The organism is Aromatoleum toluolicum (genome assembly GCF_012911005.2).
Lineage (GTDB): Bacteria > Pseudomonadota > Gammaproteobacteria > Burkholderiales > Rhodocyclaceae > Aromatoleum > Aromatoleum toluolicum.
In genome coordinates, this window is the sequence record NZ_WTVS01000019.1 from 1 (window position 1) to 14,322 (window position 14,322).

Sequence of the window (14,322 nt, forward strand, 5' to 3'; positions counted from 1 at the left end):
GTTGAGCGGCGTGCGTTGTCAGTCTTGGCGTTCCATGAAGTGCTTGGCGTAACGTCCGTCGAGCCGGTTCATCGACAGCAGGATGGGCAGGTCGGCGGTGTTGAAGTCGGGGTCCCACGCCGGTTCGCCGCAGATCCACGCGCCCGCGCGCAGGTAGCCCTTGACGAGCGGCGGGGCCTCGCCCGGCAGGTCCTTGCGCAGGTGCCCGAGGGGCAGGGGGCAGCGCGGGAAGACGCGGTACTCGAGCGGGGCGCCGTGCTCGTCCTTCAGGCGATTGTACAGGCTCGCGGCAGTGTGTCCGCCATCGGCCATGCTGACGGAGGCGCAGCCGATCAGGTAGTCGTAGCCGTTTTCCCGCATGTAGCGGGCGAGGCCGGCCCACAGCAGCGTGATGACGGCGCCGCTGCGGTAGTCGGCGTCGATGCACGAGCGGCCGATTTCGACGATGCGGTTGCGTAGGTGCTGCAGGCGCGTGAGGTCGAATTCGTTTTCGGAGTAGTAGCCACCGACCTTGCGCGCGGCAACGGGCGACAGGATGCGGTAGGTGCCGACGATGCGTCCGGCAGCCTCGTCGCGCACGATCAGGTGCTCGCAGTAGGGGTCGTAGATGTCGCGGTCGACGCCCGGTGTGCGGCTTGGCAGGCGGGCGCCCATTTCGTCGGCGAATACGCGGTAGCGCAGCTTCTGCGCTTCGAGGATCTCGGTTTCGCAGCCCGCGAGCCCTACGTGCAGGTTGCGGCTGCGGCGTTCCGCAGTGTGCTGCCGTTTCTGAAGCATGGCTTTCATCCTTGCTTTGGCGTGTGGCTTGCATTGTCGAAATGCTGCATTGCGGCGCCATGACGAGGGCGTTACGATGGGATGACGTAATCGGGTCCGTCCGCTTGGGGAGAGTCAATGGAAAGCTGTGTGTTCTGCCGCATCGTGAAGGGGGAGCTGCCCGCCTCCAGGGTGTTCGAAGACGAGTCCACGCTGGTGTTCATGGACCTGCAGTCGGTGAATCCCGGACACATGCTGGTGGTGGTGAAGCCGCACCGCGCGAATATCTATGAGCTCGACGACGAGCTGGCCGCGGCCGCTTTCCGCACCGCGGCCCGCATGGCGCGTGCGGTGAAGGCCGTCTTCGGCTGCGAGGGGGTGACGCTGCTGCAGGCGAACGAGAAGGCCGGGGCCCAGACCGTCTTCCACTTCCACATCCACGTCGTGCCGCGCTGGGAGGGTGACGGCATGGGGCTGGCGTGGCCGGCGAAGAATCCTCCGCGTGAGGCGCTCGAGGAGATGGCGGCGAAGCTCCGCGCGGCGCTGTAAGGTCGGGGGCATCCGTAGGGCGGGAGGAGCGTAGCGCATCCCGCCAATCCATGCGTCGGAATCCTCCCGGCCGCCGTGTGGCGGGATACGCCTTCGGCTACTCCCGCCCTACCCGAAGCCGTGAGATTGCCCCGGAGCCGCAAGCCGTTCGCGGGTGAATGGCGCCACCGCACCCTATAATGGGGGGATTTTTCCGACCCGGGTCCCCGAATGTCCATCCTCGTCTGCGGCTCCATGGCTTACGACACGATCATGGTGTTCCATGATCGTTTCAAGCGCCACATCCTTCCCGAACAGATCCACATCCTGAATGTGTCGTTTCTCGTGCCCGACATGCGGCGCGAATTCGGCGGGTGCGCAGGGAATATCGCCTACAACCTGAACCTGCTGGGCGCGGACCCACTGATCATGGCGACCGTGGGCGATGACGCGGAGCCCTACCGTCAGCGCCTGCAGCAGCTCGGGCTGCGCCAGGATCACGTGAAGCACGTGCCGGACAGCTTCACCGCGCAGGCCTTCATCACCACCGATCTCGACGACAACCAGATCACGGCCTTCCACCCCGGCGCGATGAACCACTCGCACCTCAACCGGGTGCAGGACGCGAACGGCGTGAAGCTCGGCATCGTGTCGCCGGACGGTCGCGACGGCATGCTGAATCATGTCGCGCAGTTCGCCGATGCGGGCGTCCCTTTCGTGTTCGATCCGGGCCAGGGGATGCCGCTGTTCTCGGGCGATGAGCTGCTGCATTGCCTGAACCAGGCTACCTATTGCACGGTCAATGATTACGAAGCGCGCCTGCTGTGCGACCGGACCGGGCGTACGGTCGAACAGTTGGCGGAAGGCGTCGAGGCGCTGGTCGTCACGCTGGGACCCGAGGGGTCGCGCATCTATGCGGACGGTCGGTGCATCGAGATTCCGTGCGCGCCGGCCGATGAAGTGGTCGATCCGACTGGATGTGGCGATGCCTACCGCGCGGGTCTGCTGTACGGGATTGCAGAAGGTTATGACTGGACGCGGACCGGGCGCTTGGCGTCGCTGATGGGATCGATCAAGATCGCCAGTCGCGGCGGGCAGAATCACGCGCCGGATCGTGCGGAGATCGGCGCACGTTATGCGAAGGTATTTGGAGAGGCATTATGGTGATGGGTGCAAGGCAGCGTGCCGTTGCGGCGGCCTTTGCCGCGGCGGTGCTTGGGCTCGGTGGTTGCGCGACCGGATTGGGCGGGGAAACCTATTCGCGCGGCGAAGCGCGCCGGGCAATGACGGTGCAGTACGGTGTGGTGGAATCGGTTCGCTACGTGAAACTCGAGGGAACCAAGACCCCGATCGGCGCGCTCGGGGGGGCGGCGATCGGCGGCATTGCGGGCAGTGGCATCGGTGAAGGGCGTGGTGCGGCGATCGCGACGGTGATCGGCGCGGTCGCGGGCGGCCTTGCCGGTTCGGCGATCGAGGAAGGCGCGACGCGCTCCCAGGGTGTCGAGGTCACCGTCCGGCTCGATAACAATCAGCTCATGGCGGTCGTCCAGGACGACAAGGGCGAGGATTTCCGTTCCGGCGATTCGGTCCGCGTCGTGCGCGACGGATCGACGACGCGCGTGACGCGCTGAGCCTGGGCCCGGCCAGGGTACAGTTCAGCCGAGCAGGACCAGTCCCCACACGCAGGCAAGATTGACGAGCGCAAGCAGGACGGCGGCGCTGCCGATGTCCTTCGCCCGCTTGGCGAGCAGGTGGCGTTCGAGGGAAACGCGGTCGACGGTCGCCTCGATCGCCGAATTGATCAGCTCCACGATCATCACGAACAGCACGCTGCCTATGAGCAGGGCCTTACCTGCCCCGGTGACGGGCATGAACAGCGCGAGCGGGATGAGAATCGCTGCGAGGATGCACTCCTGGCGGAAGGCGTCCTCGTGCCGGAAGGCTGCGCTCAGCCCGTCGAACGAATAGCGCAGGGCGTTGAACAGGCGGGTGAGTCCGGTCTTGCCCTTGAACGGGCTTTCGTGATGCTCGTGCTGCGGCTGGGTCATGGGGCGGCGTCGCGTGAGTGTCAGGGGTAGAAGGCGTAGATCCGGTATCCGGTCGCGCCCAGTCCGTCCGCCGAAAAGGGCAAGGTCACGGCGATGTCGCGTCCGGCGGCAAATCCCTGTTCGAGATCTGCGCCCGGAAACCAGTCCTGTGGCGTGAGTACGCGCCGCACGAGCGGACGATCCCGCGCGTCGGTCAGGGTCAGTTCGAGGTGCGGCCAGGCCAGCGGATGGGGGGCGCGATTGCGGATCGTCGCGTTCAGCACGAGGTTGGCCGTCTTGCCGGGCTCGGACTGCAAGTCCGAGGATTCGACGCTGATCAGCCCGGCGATGTGCGGCAGTTCGACCGTGCAGCCCAAGGCGTGGCATGCCGTGACCAGCGCTGGCCGCAAGGACGGCCACTCCCGTGCGAGGTCGGCGCGGAACAGATAGAGCAACTGTGCCGCGAGCATCCCGCTCAGCAGGCCGATGGCAAGGCCGGTGAGGCCGTGGCGGGCAGGCGGGGGCACCGGCGGTGCATAGTCCGCGAACTCGTCTTGGGTGTCTGTTGCCGGTTCGGTGGGTGCAGGCGCGGGTTCTTCGGCAAGGAAATCATCTTCGATGCGCGGCGGCGTCGCGAAACCCGGCTCGAGGCGGTCCGACGTCGCCGGGCCGTGCATCAGGGGGGCGGGCGCGTATTCCTCCGCAGGCTCCTGCCGCACCACATCATCCTCCCGCCATGACTGGCGCGCGAGGGTGTCGGTGTCTTCCTCTCCCCGGTACTCCGGCTCGGGCTTCCCGGTCGCTGTGTGCCGTTCGTCGGTTTCCGGTTCGAGGCTCTGCAGTGGCGCGGCTGGTTCAAGCGCTACGTGCCCCTCTGCTCCGACGGCATCGAGCGGAAAGATCGGTGGCGCGGGCGTGCGTTCCTCGGGTTCCTGTCGCGCAACGTTAAGCTCGCGTTGCGCCGTGCGCTGCGGGACGAGCGCGTCGGGCAATTCGAAATCGAGCTCGCCGGAGAACGTGTCGTCTGCCTTCTCTTCCAGTACGAAGAAGCGATCGGAGCGGTCCGGTGCCGGTTCCGGCGCCCTGGGCGCTGCAGGCGGGGGGGCGTCTTCGATCAGATTGTCGAGCGCGTCGAACGGGAGCAGGCAGCTGCCGCAGCGCACCTGCCCATGGTGTGCGCGCAGCTGCTCGCTCCGAACCCGGAATACCGTGTGGCAGGCCGGGCAGCGGGCGAGCATCAGTCGTTGCCGGCCCCGGTGGCGGGCCGGGTGCCTTCCAGTCGCGCCCAGCCCTCGTGGGTCGCGCCGACGCGCAGTGCGATGAAGGGCGCGTAGGCGGCGATGACCTGATCGGTCTGGGTGTCGAGTACGCCCGACAGCGCGATCCGTCCGCCGGGCGCCACGCGCGCGGCCAGCAGGGGCGCAAGCACGCACAGCGGGTTGGTGAGGATGTTTGCGACAACGATGTCGAACTGCACATCGAGCGTTTCGCGCGAATGCTGCAGGCGCATCGTCACGCCATTGCGCTGCGCATTGTCCTGCGCGGCTTCGAGTGCCTTGTCGTCGATGTCGATGCCCAGCACGTCGGCGGCGCCCAGTTTTGCCGCGGCGATGCCGAGGATGCCTGAGCCGCAGCCGTAATCGAGCACGGCGGCGCCGGGCGTGACCGCGTCACACAGCCACTCGAGGCACAGGCGCGTGGTCGGGTGCGAGCCCGTGCCGAAGGCCATGCCAGGATCGAGTTCGATGTTGATGGCGGCCGGATCGGGGGCGGTATGCCAGGAAGGCACGATCCACATCCGCTCGGTGATGCGGATCGGGTCGAATTGGCTTTGCGTGAGCTGCACCCAGTTCTGTTCCGCGACATCTTCCAGCGTGAAGGGCGGCACCGCGTCGAAGCCCGCGTCGGCGGCTGCCCGCGCGAGGGCGACCGTGAGGTCGGCGTCGGCGGCGAACAGCGCGATGACGCGGCTGTGGTCCCACAGGCCGACCGGGTGATGGCCCGGCTCGCCGAATTGCGGCTTCTCCGCATCGGTGCCGGCGTCGGCGTCCTCGATGCTGATCGAGAGCGCGCCCGCCTCCATCAGCGCCTCGGACAGCGCCTCGGCCTTCTTCGCCTCGGCCTGCAGGGTCACGGAAATCCACATGAGCGGCGGCTCCGGCTCGTCAGCTCTTCTTGACTTCGTTGCGGTCGGCCAGCTTGTGTTCCAGGTAGTGGATGCTGGTGCCGCCTTCGATGAAGCGTGCGTCGAGCATCAGTTCCTGGTGCAGCGGCACGTTCGTCTTGATGCCTTCGACGACCATTTCCGACAGCGCGATACGCATGCGGCGGATCGCCTGCTCGCGCGTGTCGCCGTAGGCGATCAGCTTGCCGATCATCGAGTCATAGTGTTGCGGGATCGTGTAGCCGTTGTAGACGTGCGAATCGACGCGGATGCCCGGGCCGCCCGGGGTGTGCCAGTTGGTGATCTTGCCGGGGCAGGGGGTGAACTTGAACGGGTCTTCGGCGTTGATCCGGCATTCGACCGCGTGACCGCGGAAGACGATGTCCTTCTGACCGAACCACAGCTTTTCGTTTGCCGCGATGCGGATCTGGGCCTGCACGATGTCGATGCCGGTGATCAGTTCGGTGACCGGGTGCTCGACCTGCACGCGCGTGTTCATCTCGATGAAGAAGAACTCGCCTTTTTCGTACAGGAATTCGAAGGTGCCGGCGCCGCGATAGCCGATCTTGCGGCAGGCTTCGGCGCAACGCTCGCCAACCTTGGCGATGGCCTTGCGGTCGATGCCGGGCGCGGGCGCTTCCTCGATGACCTTCTGGTGGCGCCGCTGCATCGAGCAGTCGCGTTCGCCCAGATACACCGCATTGCCATGCTCGTCGGCGAGCACCTGGATCTCAACATGGCGCGGGTTCTCGAGGAACTTCTCCATGTACACGACCGGGTTGCCGAATGCCGCTTGCGCTTCGGCGCGGGTCGTCTGCACGGCGTTCAGCAGCGCAGCTTCCGTGTGCACCACGCGCATGCCGCGCCCGCCGCCGCCGCCGGCCGCCTTGATGATCACCGGATAGCCGACCGCGCGCGCGATCTTGACGATCTCCTTGGGGTCGTCCGGCAGGGCGCCGTCGGAACCCGGCACGCAGGGCACGCCCGCGGCCTTCATCGCATCCTTCGCGCTGACCTTGTCGCCCATCAGGCGGATCGTTTCGGCGCGCGGGCCGATGAACGCGAAGCCGGACTGCTCGACGCGCTCGGCGAAGTCGGCGTTCTCCGACAGGAAGCCGTAGCCGGGATGGATCGCCTCGGCGTCGGTGACTTCCGCCGCCGAGATGATGGCCGGGACGTTGAGGTAGCTCTGCGCCGACGCGGCGGGGCCGATGCACACCGACTCGTCGGCGAGCTTCACGTACTTGGCCTCGGTGTCCGCGACCGAATGCACGGCGACGGTGCGGATGCCGAGCTCGCGGCAGGCGCGCAGCACCCTCAGCGCAATCTCGCCGCGGTTCGCGATCAGGATCTTTTCAAACATGGCGTGCCGATCAGGCGATGACGAACAGCGGCTGGCCGTACTCGACCGGCTGGCCGTTCTCGACCAGGATTGCCTTGATCGTGCCGGTGAACTCCGACTCGATCTCGTTCATGAGCTTCATCGCTTCGATGATGCACAGACGGTCGCCCACGGAGACGCTCTGGCCGACGTCGGCCAGCGGCTTCGCGCCCGGCGCGCTTGCGCGGTAGAAGGTGCCGACCATCGGCGACTTGACGACGTTGCCCTCGGGCAGGGCGTTGGCCGCCGGCGCCACGACCACATCTGTCGCGGGGGCTGCAGCCGGAGCGGCCACGGGTGCGGCGGCCAGGTAAGCGGGAGCCGTGGGGGCGGCGATATGCTTGGCGATGCGTACCTTCTCTTCGCCCTCGGTAACCTCCAGTTCGGAAATGCCCGATTCCTGGACGAGGTCGATCAGTTTCTTCAGCTTGCGCAGATCCATGCTGTTCTCCGGACAATGCGGCGCCTTGCTGGGCCGCCAGAGGGGTTTTGTGTTTAGCTTTCCCGCAGTTGCGTGAGGGCGAATTCGAGTGCGGCCATGTAGCCGTATGCGCCCAGCCCGCAGATGACACCGATGGCGCGATCGGAAAAATAGGAGTGATGGCGGAACGGTTCCCGCGCGTGGATGTTGGACAGGTGTACTTCCACGTAGGGAATCGCCACCGCGGCCAGCGCGTCGCGCAGGGCGACGCTCGTGTGGCTGTAGCCGGCCGGGTTGATGATGATGTAGTCGATCGCTTCCACGGCTGCAGCCTGGATGCGGTCGATGAGCTGCCCTTCATGATTGCTCTGGAAGGACTCGACGATGACCCCGGCTGCACGGGCACGCGCATCCATTGCGGAATGGATGTCGGCCAGCGTGGTGCGGCCATAGACATCGGGTTCGCGAGTGCCGAGCAGGTTCAGGTTGGGGCCGTGCAGAACCAGGATTCGAGTCTGCGGAGGCGGTGGGGCCTCGGTGGTTTTGCTGCGTTTTGAGCGCGTCATGACGGCAAGTTTGCCGCAGATCGCTGCACTTTGTCCAGTGAAAGCGTTCCGGGCACGTCAGCGCGAAGCGAGGAGTGCGCGAATTCTGCCTTCAAGTTCCGCTTCATTCAAGGTGCCCAGCTTCACGAAATCCAGTTCGCCGTGCCGGTCGAAGATTGCGGTGAACGGGAGTGCCTGGGACGTGTTTCCGAGTGCGCTCGTCACGGCCAGCGTCTGCAGCGGGGCGCTCAGCAGCGGGTAGGGGACCTTGTTGTCCTCGGCGAATCTGTGCACGTTGTCGGGTTGGTCGATGCCGATGCCGACGAATTGCACCGGCGCATCCGCGAAGCGCCGGCTCACCGCGGCGAATTCGGGAATCTCGCGCAGGCAGGGCGGGCACCATGTCGCCCAGAAATTGACCACCAGCACTTTTCCTTGCCACTGCGAGAGCGCCTGGGGTTGGCCATTGCTGTCGGGCAGGTTCAGAGCGAGTATCGGTGCGCCCGCCTCGCGGGCGACCTGCGCCGGTGCAGGGTGGGCGGGCGACGAGGCGCGCTGGACGAGATAGCCGGCGAGCCCCGCTACGGCGGCGACGGCGAGGATCAAGGCATTGCGGACGAGTGGCTGCATGGCGCGATCGATTCAGCGTACCGGTTCGGGTTCGGCTTCGCTGCCGCCCGGAGCCAGCAGCGCCTCGACCGCAGGCAAGCGCGCCCTGTCCGCATGCCGCCGGTTGGAGCGTTCGGCGTCGGCCGGATAGATCGACAGGCGGATCGGCACCTGCTCCCACTCGAAGCTCAGGATCGCTTCCGGCGCGTGCGGCGCGGGACGGCGCGGTTCGCGGTGTTCGTAGGCGATGTCCTGGTTGAGGAAGAAGATCTCGACTTCCTTGGCGCTCTCCGCGAAGAGTTCGATATCGACCTCGGTGTAGCGACCCGCGGTGCCGTCGAGCGCGCCGCCGGTGAGGTAGGGGCGAAACTCGTCGAGCAGGCGCATCACGCCGACGGCGGCGCGTCGCATCTCGAGCAGGCGTTCGGCCAGCTCCTCGTCCTGGTAAAGCGCCTGCCAGGCGCGCAGCTCGGCTTCGATCTCGGCGTTGTTGGGCAGGGAGTCCGTGTCGGACGCGCCGAGCTGGCGCGCGGCCTTGCGCTTGGCGAAGCCGAAATCGCTGATGCCGTCCTCGGCCATCATGCGGGCCGCCGTGGCGGCGATTTCACGCCTCAGGGTTCCGGAGCGGGAGGGGGGCGCGCGGAAAGTCATGGTCGCGAGTCCGGATGAGGGTCGATGTAGAATGCGCACCATTCTACACGGACCCGTTTCACGCACATTGCAGCGGTCCGTCAGTCCCGGAGTTTCGATGCACATCCACATCCTTGGAATTTGCGGCACCTTCATGGGCGGCGTGGCGCTGCTCGCGCGTTCGGCCGGGCACACCGTCACCGGCTGCGACGCAAACGTCTATCCGCCGATGAGCACCCAGCTCGAAGCGCAGGGCATCGGCCTGACGGAAGGCTACGATGCCGCGCAGATCGACCTCGCGCCCGACGTGTTCGTCGTCGGCAATGCCATCTCGCGCGGCAACCCGCTGCTGGAGGCGATCCTCGAGCGCGGACTTCCCTATGTGTCCGGCCCGCAGTGGCTGGCCGAGCATGTCCTGCAGGGGCGCTGGGTGCTGGCCGTCGCGGGCACGCACGGCAAGACCACGACCACCTCCATGCTCGCGTGGATGCTGGAGGACGCGGGGCTCAATCCCGGCTTCCTCGTCGGCGGCGTGCCGGGCAACTTCGGCGTGTCCGCGCGCCTCACCGATTCGCCCTTTTTCGTCATCGAGGCGGACGAGTACGACACGGCGTTCTGCGACAAGCGTTCGAAGTTCGTGCATTACCGTCCGCGCACGGCGATCCTCAACAATCTCGAGTTCGACCACGCGGACATCTTTGCGGACCTCGCGGCGATCGAGACGCAGTTCCATCACCTCGTGCGGACCATTCCGGCATCCGGCCGCATCGTCGCGAATGGCGGCGAAGAGAGCCTGAAGCGCGTGCTCGCGCGCGGCTGCTGGTCAGAGCTGGAGTGGTTCGGCGACGCCGCGCAGTGGTCGGTCGAACCGGGTGCGGCGGACGGCGAGGGCGAGGCCGTGTTCAGGCTGCGCGGTGAGGTACTGGGGCGCATCGCGATGCCGATGTCGGGCAGTCACAATCGCAGCAATGCACTGGCGGCCATCGCCGCGGCCCGTCACGTCGGCGTGACGCCGGCGCAGGCGATCGCGAGTCTCGCGCGCTTCCAGGGGATCAAGCGTCGCATGGAGGTGCGTGGTCGCGTAGACGGGATCACCGTCTATGACGATTTCGCCCACCATCCGACGGCGATCGCGCTGACGGTCGAGGGGCTGCGCAGACGCGAGCCGCAGGGGCGCATCCTCGCGGTGCTCGAGCCGCGCTCGAACACGATGAAGCTGGGGGTGATGAAGAGTCGCCTGCCCGACAGCCTGGCGCTGGCCGACCGCGTCTACTGCTACGCGAACGCTCTGGGCTGGGATGCGGGCGAAGCGCTCGCGTCGCTGGGAGGGCGGGCCGGTGCCTTCGATTCGCTGGACGAGCTGGTGGCGGCCGTCGTCGCCGAGGCCCGCCCCGGCGATCACGTGCTGGTGATGAGCAACGGCGGTTTCGGAGGCGTGCACGACAAGCTGCTCGCCGCTTTGCGTTCCCGCACGGCGGGTTGAGAAAGGTGGGAGCGGCTTAGCCGAAGCCGCTCCAGCCGGTAATCCGGCGCTTCAGTCCTTCTTGCCTTCGAGCTGGCGGGCCTGCTGGTCGGTGATGTACTCGAACACCCTCACGACCTTGCGCACACCGTCCGTGCGGCGCGCCACCTCGGTTGCGGCATCCGCCTCGCGGCGCGTCACGATGCCGAGCAGGAACACGGTCCCCGCTTCGGTCACGACCTTGATGTGGTTGGCGCTGAACTGCGCCGAATCGACGAAGCGCGCCTTGACCTTCGACGTGATCAGCGAATCGTTGCCGCGTGAGGTCAGCGATGAGGTGCCGGCGACCTGGATCTCATTGACGATGCCCTTGACGTTGGCGATGCTGCCGGCCACGCGCTCGGCTTCGGCACGGTGCGCCTCGCTGGGGGCTTCCCCGGTGAGCAGCACGTTGCGGTTGAAGGACGTCACGTTGACGTGCACGGCATCGCCGAGGCGATCGCGCAGCGCGCTCGAGGTGCGCCATTCGATGCCTTCGTCCTCGACATAGGCGCCCGAGGTGCGGCGGTCGGCAACCATGGCCGCGCCCGCTCCGACCCCGCCCGCGACGAGCGGGAAGCAGCCCTGCAGCAGCGGCAGCGTCGCCGCTGCGCCCAGACCGAGAATCAGGGTGCGCCGGCTGGCTTGAAGGGTCTTGTTGTTCATTAGTCTTCAACTCCGAGTAACAGACAATCGATGCCGTCGCACAGGCAGTGCAGGACGAGCAGATGAACTTCCTGGATGCGTGCCGTGCGGTCGGCGGGCACGCACAGATGGATGTCGCCGTCGCCGAGCATTTCCCCCATCCGGCCGCCGCCCTTGCCGGTCAGCGCGATGACGCGCATCTCGCGTTCGTGGGCGGCCTCGATCGCAGCGATGACGTTGGGAGAATTGCCGCTGGTCGAAATCGCGAGCAGGACGTCGCCCGGTTGTCCGAGCGCGCGCACCTGCTTGGAGAATACCTGGGTGTAGTCGTAATCGTTGGCGATCGAGGTCAGTGTCGAGGTATCGGTCGTCAGCGCCACGGCAGCGAGCGGCGGTCGCTCCATCTCGAAACGGTTGACCAGCTCGGCGGCGAAATGTTGCGCATCGGCAGCCGAGCCGCCGTTTCCGCAGGCGAGGATCTTGCCGTTGTTGAGCAGACTGCCGGTCATGATCTCCACCGCTCCCGCGATCGGGGCGGCCAGCGCCTCCAGCGAGTCGAGCTTGGTGCGGGCGCTGTCTTCGAATTGTCGGGAGATGCGGTGAATCAGGTCCATGAGGGGCTCGGGTCACTTCTGTCGGGGGCAAAAGTCTAGCACGAGGCGGACGCCGGTCCCGCAGCGGCCGCCGTGCGGCGCAAGTGTGCCGTGCCGGGCATTGCAGCGGTGGGTTTCCTTACAGACCCTTACCATGCGTCGGCGTCGAACGCGCCGCGCAGCCATTCCACCGTTGCTTCGTCGAGTGAGCTCATGAGCACCGCGTCGAAGCGGCAGGGGCTTTGTGCGTAGCGACGACCCGCGCCCGCGAGCCACCAGCGTGCCGCCAGCACGACGCGCCGGCGCTTCGTCGCGGTGATGCTCGCCGCCGCGCCGCCGAAGCCCGGATTGCTGCGCAGACGGACCTCCACAAACACCACGGTGCCGCGGTCCAGGCACACGAGATCGACTTCTCCGCCGCGGCAGCGCACGTTGCGTGCGAGAGCGGTGAGACCGCGGCGCGCGAGGAATCGCTCGGCGAGCTCCTCGCCGGCCTTGCCGCGTGCTTGCGTGAGAGGCGCCGGCCGCCGGACAATGCCTTCCCTCTTGCTGCGATCCCCGATGTCCATGTCGAACAACCCGTCTCCGCTTTCAAGTACGCCGTCATTGTATGTGGTGGCGACCCCGCTCGGGAATCTTCAGGACGTCAGCATGCGTGCGCAGGGCGTACTGACGGAAGTCGGCGCCATCGCCGCCGAGGATACGCGCCACAGTCAACGTCTGCTCGATGCGCTGGGCATCCGTACCCGGCTCTTTCCGCTGCATGAGCACAACGAGCAGGCCGCCGTCGGGCAGGTGATCCGGATGCTGGAAGCGGGGCAGCACGTCGCGCTGATCAGCGACGCCGGCACTCCGGCAATCTCGGATCCCGGTGCGCGGGCGGTTGCGCGTGTGCGCGAGGCGGGCTTCCCGGTGGTGCCCGTTCCCGGTCCCTGTGCGGCCATCGCGGCACTGTCCGCGTCCGGATTCGTGGACGACGGTTTCCGCTTCGTCGGCTTCCTCCCGGCCAAGCAGGCGGCGCGGCGGGCGCGGATCGAGGAGTTGCGCGCGCAGGAGGTGCCGCTGGTGTTCTACGAATCGCCTCACCGCATCGTCGAATGTGTCGCAGATCTCGCGGCAGTGCTGGAGCCGTCGCGCGACATCGTGATCGCGCGCGAAATCACGAAGATCTACGAGCAGATCGCCCGCATGCCGCTGGGCGAGGCGCCGGCATGGCTGGCGGCCGATGCGAACCGCTGCCGCGGGGAGTTCGTGCTGGTCGTCGCCGCTGCGCCCGAAGTCGAAGGCCTCGGTGCGGATGCCGAACGTGCCCTTGCGCTGCTGCTCGAGGAGCTTCCGGTCAAGACCGCCGCGCGGCTCGCTGCCGACATCACCGGCGCGTCGCGCAAGCTGCTGTATGCGCGCGCGCTGGAGCTGAAGGGCAACTGAACCCGCATATATAATTGGCGCGACCAACGGCGCCCGCATCCTGATCCTGGAACGTCATGCACAAAATCTCCCTTATCCGCCCCGACGACTGGCATCTGCACGTACGCGACGGCGCCGCGCTCGCGGCCGTCGTGCCGCACACCGCGCAGCGCTTCGGCCGTGCGCTCATCATGCCCAACCTGCGGCCTCCCGTGACCACGACGGCGCTGGCTCTCGAATACCGCGACCGCATCCGCGCGGCGGTGCCGGCCGGCATCGAATTCGAACCGCTGATGAGCTTGTACCTCACCGACAACATGGCGCCGGACGAAATCGACCGTGCCCGGGCGAGCGGTGCGGTGGTGGCGGCAAAGCTCTACCCGGCAGGCGCGACGACCAATTCGGACGCGGGGGTGACGGCGATCGAGAAGGTCTATCCGGTGCTGGAGCGGATGGAGCGCGTCGGCATGGTGCTGTGCGTGCATGGTGAAGTGACGCAGGGCGATGTCGACGTCTTCGATCGCGAGCAGGTGTTCATCGAGCGCGTGCTTGCCCCGCTGACGCAGAAATTTCCGGGGCTGCGCGTCGTGTTCGAGCACATCACCACCGCCGATGCCGCCCAGTTCGTGAAGGCGGCGGGCGACAATGTCGGCGCGACGATCACCGCCCACCACCTGCTGCTCAATCGCAACGCGATCTTCGCCGGCGGCATTCGGCCGCATCATTACTGCCTGCCCGTACTCAAGCGCGAGACCCACCGGCGCGCGCTGGTCGAGGCGGCGACCTCCGGCAGTGCGAAATTTTTCCTCGGCACTGACTCGGCGCCGCACGCGCGCTCAACGAAGGAGGCGGGCTGCGGCTGTGCGGGCTGTTACACCGCGCACGCCGGGATCGAACTGTACGCCGAGGCCTTCGAGCAGGCCGGGGCGCTCGACAGGCTCGAGGCGTTCGCGAGTCTCAACGGACCGGCGTTCTATGGCCTGCCGCCCAATTCCGGGCGCATCACGCTGGCAAAGCAGGTGTGGGAGGTTCCGGCCGCCTACGACTATCTCGCCGGCGATCCGCTGGTGCCCCTGCGTGCCGGCGAGACCATCGCCTGGCGTCTGCTCTGATCG

Annotated in this window: 18 protein-coding genes; 6 read left to right on the plus strand and 12 right to left on the minus strand. The window is 67.0% G+C overall.

The genetic code is table 11. The features are described 5' to 3' along the window. Window positions 1-18: 18 nt before the first annotated feature. A complete protein-coding gene (locus GPA27_RS10550) occupies window positions 19-777 on the minus strand; it encodes a GNAT family N-acetyltransferase (protein WP_169140245.1) in 759 nt (252 codons plus the stop codon). Between the two features lie 117 nt (window positions 778-894). On the opposite strand from GPA27_RS10550, the gene GPA27_RS10555 reads away from it, so the two are divergent. The 3 genes from GPA27_RS10555 (at window position 895) to GPA27_RS10565 (ending at window position 2,915) form a co-directional block, all read left to right on the plus strand. After that, entirely contained in the window at window positions 895-1,305 is a 411-nt protein-coding gene (locus tag GPA27_RS10555) for an HIT family protein (protein WP_169140246.1), read from the plus strand. Window positions 1,306-1,515: 210 nt separating this feature from the next. Further along, window positions 1,516-2,451 (plus strand): carbohydrate kinase family protein, encoded by a 936-nt coding sequence (locus tag GPA27_RS10560; RefSeq protein WP_169140247.1) that lies wholly within the window; start codon window positions 1,516-1,518, stop codon window positions 2,449-2,451. Then, window positions 2,445-2,915, plus strand: coding sequence for an outer membrane lipoprotein (locus GPA27_RS10565; RefSeq protein ID WP_169140249.1), 471 nt, complete (start codon window positions 2,445-2,447; stop codon window positions 2,913-2,915). Before GPA27_RS10560 ends, GPA27_RS10565 begins: the two co-directional genes overlap by 7 nt. A gap of 24 nt (window positions 2,916-2,939) precedes the next feature. Here the strand turns inward: GPA27_RS10565 and GPA27_RS10570 are convergent, their stop codons facing one another. Genes GPA27_RS10570 through GPA27_RS10605 form a run of 8 tightly spaced genes read right to left on the minus strand, consistent with a single transcriptional unit; the run spans window position 2,940 to window position 9,013 of the window. Then, window positions 2,940-3,332, minus strand: a complete 393-nt coding sequence (locus tag GPA27_RS10570) for a diacylglycerol kinase (RefSeq protein WP_169140251.1) — start codon at window positions 3,330-3,332, stop codon at window positions 2,940-2,942. 20 nt (window positions 3,333-3,352) lie between these two features. Next, window positions 3,353-4,549 (minus strand): zinc-ribbon and DUF3426 domain-containing protein, encoded by a 1,197-nt coding sequence (locus GPA27_RS10575; RefSeq protein WP_169140383.1) that lies wholly within the window; start codon window positions 4,547-4,549, stop codon window positions 3,353-3,355. Beyond that, window positions 4,549-5,457 carry a 50S ribosomal protein L11 methyltransferase gene (gene prmA / locus GPA27_RS10580; RefSeq protein WP_169140253.1) on the minus strand — a complete coding sequence of 303 codons (909 nt, stop codon included), beginning with the start codon at window positions 5,455-5,457 and terminating at the stop codon, window positions 4,549-4,551. Before prmA ends, GPA27_RS10575 begins: the two co-directional genes overlap by 1 nt. 19 nt (window positions 5,458-5,476) lie before the next feature. Then, window positions 5,477-6,838: an acetyl-CoA carboxylase biotin carboxylase subunit gene (gene accC / locus GPA27_RS10585; protein ID WP_169140255.1), complete on the minus strand. Its 1,362-nt coding sequence runs from the start codon at window positions 6,836-6,838 to the stop codon at window positions 5,477-5,479. 10 nt (window positions 6,839-6,848) lie between these two features. Continuing rightward, on the minus strand, window positions 6,849-7,298 hold the full coding sequence (gene accB, locus GPA27_RS10590) for an acetyl-CoA carboxylase biotin carboxyl carrier protein (RefSeq protein WP_169140257.1): 450 nt from the start codon (window positions 7,296-7,298) through the stop codon (window positions 6,849-6,851). A gap of 53 nt (window positions 7,299-7,351) precedes the next feature. After that, window positions 7,352-7,843, minus strand: coding sequence for a type II 3-dehydroquinate dehydratase (gene aroQ / locus GPA27_RS10595; protein ID WP_169140259.1), 492 nt, complete (start codon window positions 7,841-7,843; stop codon window positions 7,352-7,354). A gap of 57 nt (window positions 7,844-7,900) precedes the next feature. Beyond that, entirely contained in the window at window positions 7,901-8,452 is a 552-nt protein-coding gene (locus GPA27_RS10600) for a TlpA family protein disulfide reductase (RefSeq protein ID WP_169140261.1), read from the minus strand. Window positions 8,453-8,464: 12 nt separating this feature from the next. After that, the gene (locus tag GPA27_RS10605) at window positions 8,465-9,013 is read right to left on the minus strand and encodes a hypothetical protein (protein ID WP_211164935.1); all 549 of its coding nucleotides are present in this window, start codon (window positions 9,011-9,013) and stop codon (window positions 8,465-8,467) included. A gap of 166 nt (window positions 9,014-9,179) precedes the next feature. Between GPA27_RS10605 and mpl the strand changes: the two genes are divergently transcribed. Then, window positions 9,180-10,544, plus strand: coding sequence for a UDP-N-acetylmuramate:L-alanyl-gamma-D-glutamyl-meso-diaminopimelate ligase (gene mpl, locus GPA27_RS10610; RefSeq protein ID WP_169140264.1), 1,365 nt, complete (start codon window positions 9,180-9,182; stop codon window positions 10,542-10,544). A gap of 51 nt (window positions 10,545-10,595) precedes the next feature. Here mpl and GPA27_RS10615 read toward each other — a convergent pair whose 3' ends face one another. The 3 genes from GPA27_RS10615 to GPA27_RS10625 all read right to left on the minus strand — a co-directional run bounded on the left by GPA27_RS10615 (window position 10,596) and on the right by GPA27_RS10625 (window position 12,369). Beyond that, window positions 10,596-11,228, minus strand: coding sequence for a BON domain-containing protein (locus GPA27_RS10615; protein ID WP_169140265.1), 633 nt, complete (start codon window positions 11,226-11,228; stop codon window positions 10,596-10,598). Continuing rightward, entirely contained in the window at window positions 11,228-11,821 is a 594-nt protein-coding gene (locus GPA27_RS10620) for a phosphoheptose isomerase (RefSeq protein ID WP_169140266.1), read from the minus strand. The genes GPA27_RS10615 and GPA27_RS10620 overlap by 1 nt, the downstream gene beginning before the upstream one ends. A gap of 128 nt (window positions 11,822-11,949) precedes the next feature. Then, the gene (locus GPA27_RS10625; RefSeq protein WP_169140385.1) at window positions 11,950-12,369 is read right to left on the minus strand and encodes a YraN family protein; all 420 of its coding nucleotides are present in this window, start codon (window positions 12,367-12,369) and stop codon (window positions 11,950-11,952) included. On the opposite strand from GPA27_RS10625, the gene rsmI reads away from it, so the two are divergent. Together rsmI and pyrC are read left to right on the plus strand one after the other, a co-directional pair. Beyond that, window positions 12,368-13,228, plus strand: a complete 861-nt coding sequence (rsmI, locus tag GPA27_RS10630) for a 16S rRNA (cytidine(1402)-2'-O)-methyltransferase (protein ID WP_169140387.1) — start codon at window positions 12,368-12,370, stop codon at window positions 13,226-13,228. The two genes, GPA27_RS10625 and rsmI, sit on opposite strands and share 2 nt — an antisense overlap. A 56-nt stretch (window positions 13,229-13,284) precedes the next feature. Continuing rightward, window positions 13,285-14,319, plus strand: a complete 1,035-nt coding sequence (pyrC, locus tag GPA27_RS10635; protein ID WP_169140267.1) for a dihydroorotase — start codon at window positions 13,285-13,287, stop codon at window positions 14,317-14,319. The last annotated feature ends 3 nt before the right edge of the window (window positions 14,320-14,322 follow it).

What these genes read in the sequence shown, in the direction of transcription:
- GPA27_RS10550 (WP_169140245.1), bottom strand. Translation starts at nt 777, where the DNA reads ATGCTTCAGAAACGGCAGCACACTGCGGAACGCCGCAGCCGCAACCTG.
- GPA27_RS10555 (WP_169140246.1), top strand. Translation starts at nt 895, where the DNA reads ATGGAAAGCTGTGTGTTCTGCCGCATCGTGAAGGGGGAGCTGCCCGCC.
- GPA27_RS10560 (WP_169140247.1), top strand. Translation starts at nt 1,516, where the DNA reads ATGTCCATCCTCGTCTGCGGCTCCATGGCTTACGACACGATCATGGTG.
- GPA27_RS10565 (WP_169140249.1), top strand. Translation starts at nt 2,445, where the DNA reads ATGGTGATGGGTGCAAGGCAGCGTGCCGTTGCGGCGGCCTTTGCCGCG.
- GPA27_RS10570 (WP_169140251.1), bottom strand. Translation starts at nt 3,332, where the DNA reads ATGACCCAGCCGCAGCACGAGCATCACGAAAGCCCGTTCAAGGGCAAG.
- GPA27_RS10575 (WP_169140383.1), bottom strand. Translation starts at nt 4,549, where the DNA reads ATGCTCGCCCGCTGCCCGGCCTGCCACACGGTATTCCGGGTTCGGAGC.
- prmA (WP_169140253.1), bottom strand. Translation starts at nt 5,457, where the DNA reads ATGTGGATTTCCGTGACCCTGCAGGCCGAGGCGAAGAAGGCCGAGGCG.
- accC (WP_169140255.1), bottom strand. Translation starts at nt 6,838, where the DNA reads ATGTTTGAAAAGATCCTGATCGCGAACCGCGGCGAGATTGCGCTGAGG.
- accB (WP_169140257.1), bottom strand. Translation starts at nt 7,298, where the DNA reads ATGGATCTGCGCAAGCTGAAGAAACTGATCGACCTCGTCCAGGAATCG.
- aroQ (WP_169140259.1), bottom strand. Translation starts at nt 7,843, where the DNA reads ATGACGCGCTCAAAACGCAGCAAAACCACCGAGGCCCCACCGCCTCCG.
- GPA27_RS10600 (WP_169140261.1), bottom strand. Translation starts at nt 8,452, where the DNA reads ATGCAGCCACTCGTCCGCAATGCCTTGATCCTCGCCGTCGCCGCCGTA.
- GPA27_RS10605 (WP_211164935.1), bottom strand. Translation starts at nt 9,013, where the DNA reads ATGATGGCCGAGGACGGCATCAGCGATTTCGGCTTCGCCAAGCGCAAG.
- mpl (WP_169140264.1), top strand. Translation starts at nt 9,180, where the DNA reads ATGCACATCCACATCCTTGGAATTTGCGGCACCTTCATGGGCGGCGTG.
- GPA27_RS10615 (WP_169140265.1), bottom strand. Translation starts at nt 11,228, where the DNA reads ATGAACAACAAGACCCTTCAAGCCAGCCGGCGCACCCTGATTCTCGGT.
- GPA27_RS10620 (WP_169140266.1), bottom strand. Translation starts at nt 11,821, where the DNA reads ATGGACCTGATTCACCGCATCTCCCGACAATTCGAAGACAGCGCCCGC.
- rsmI (WP_169140387.1), top strand. Translation starts at nt 12,368, where the DNA reads ATGTCGAACAACCCGTCTCCGCTTTCAAGTACGCCGTCATTGTATGTG.
- GPA27_RS10625 (WP_169140385.1), bottom strand. Translation starts at nt 12,369, where the DNA reads ATGGACATCGGGGATCGCAGCAAGAGGGAAGGCATTGTCCGGCGGCCG.
- pyrC (WP_169140267.1), top strand. Translation starts at nt 13,285, where the DNA reads ATGCACAAAATCTCCCTTATCCGCCCCGACGACTGGCATCTGCACGTA.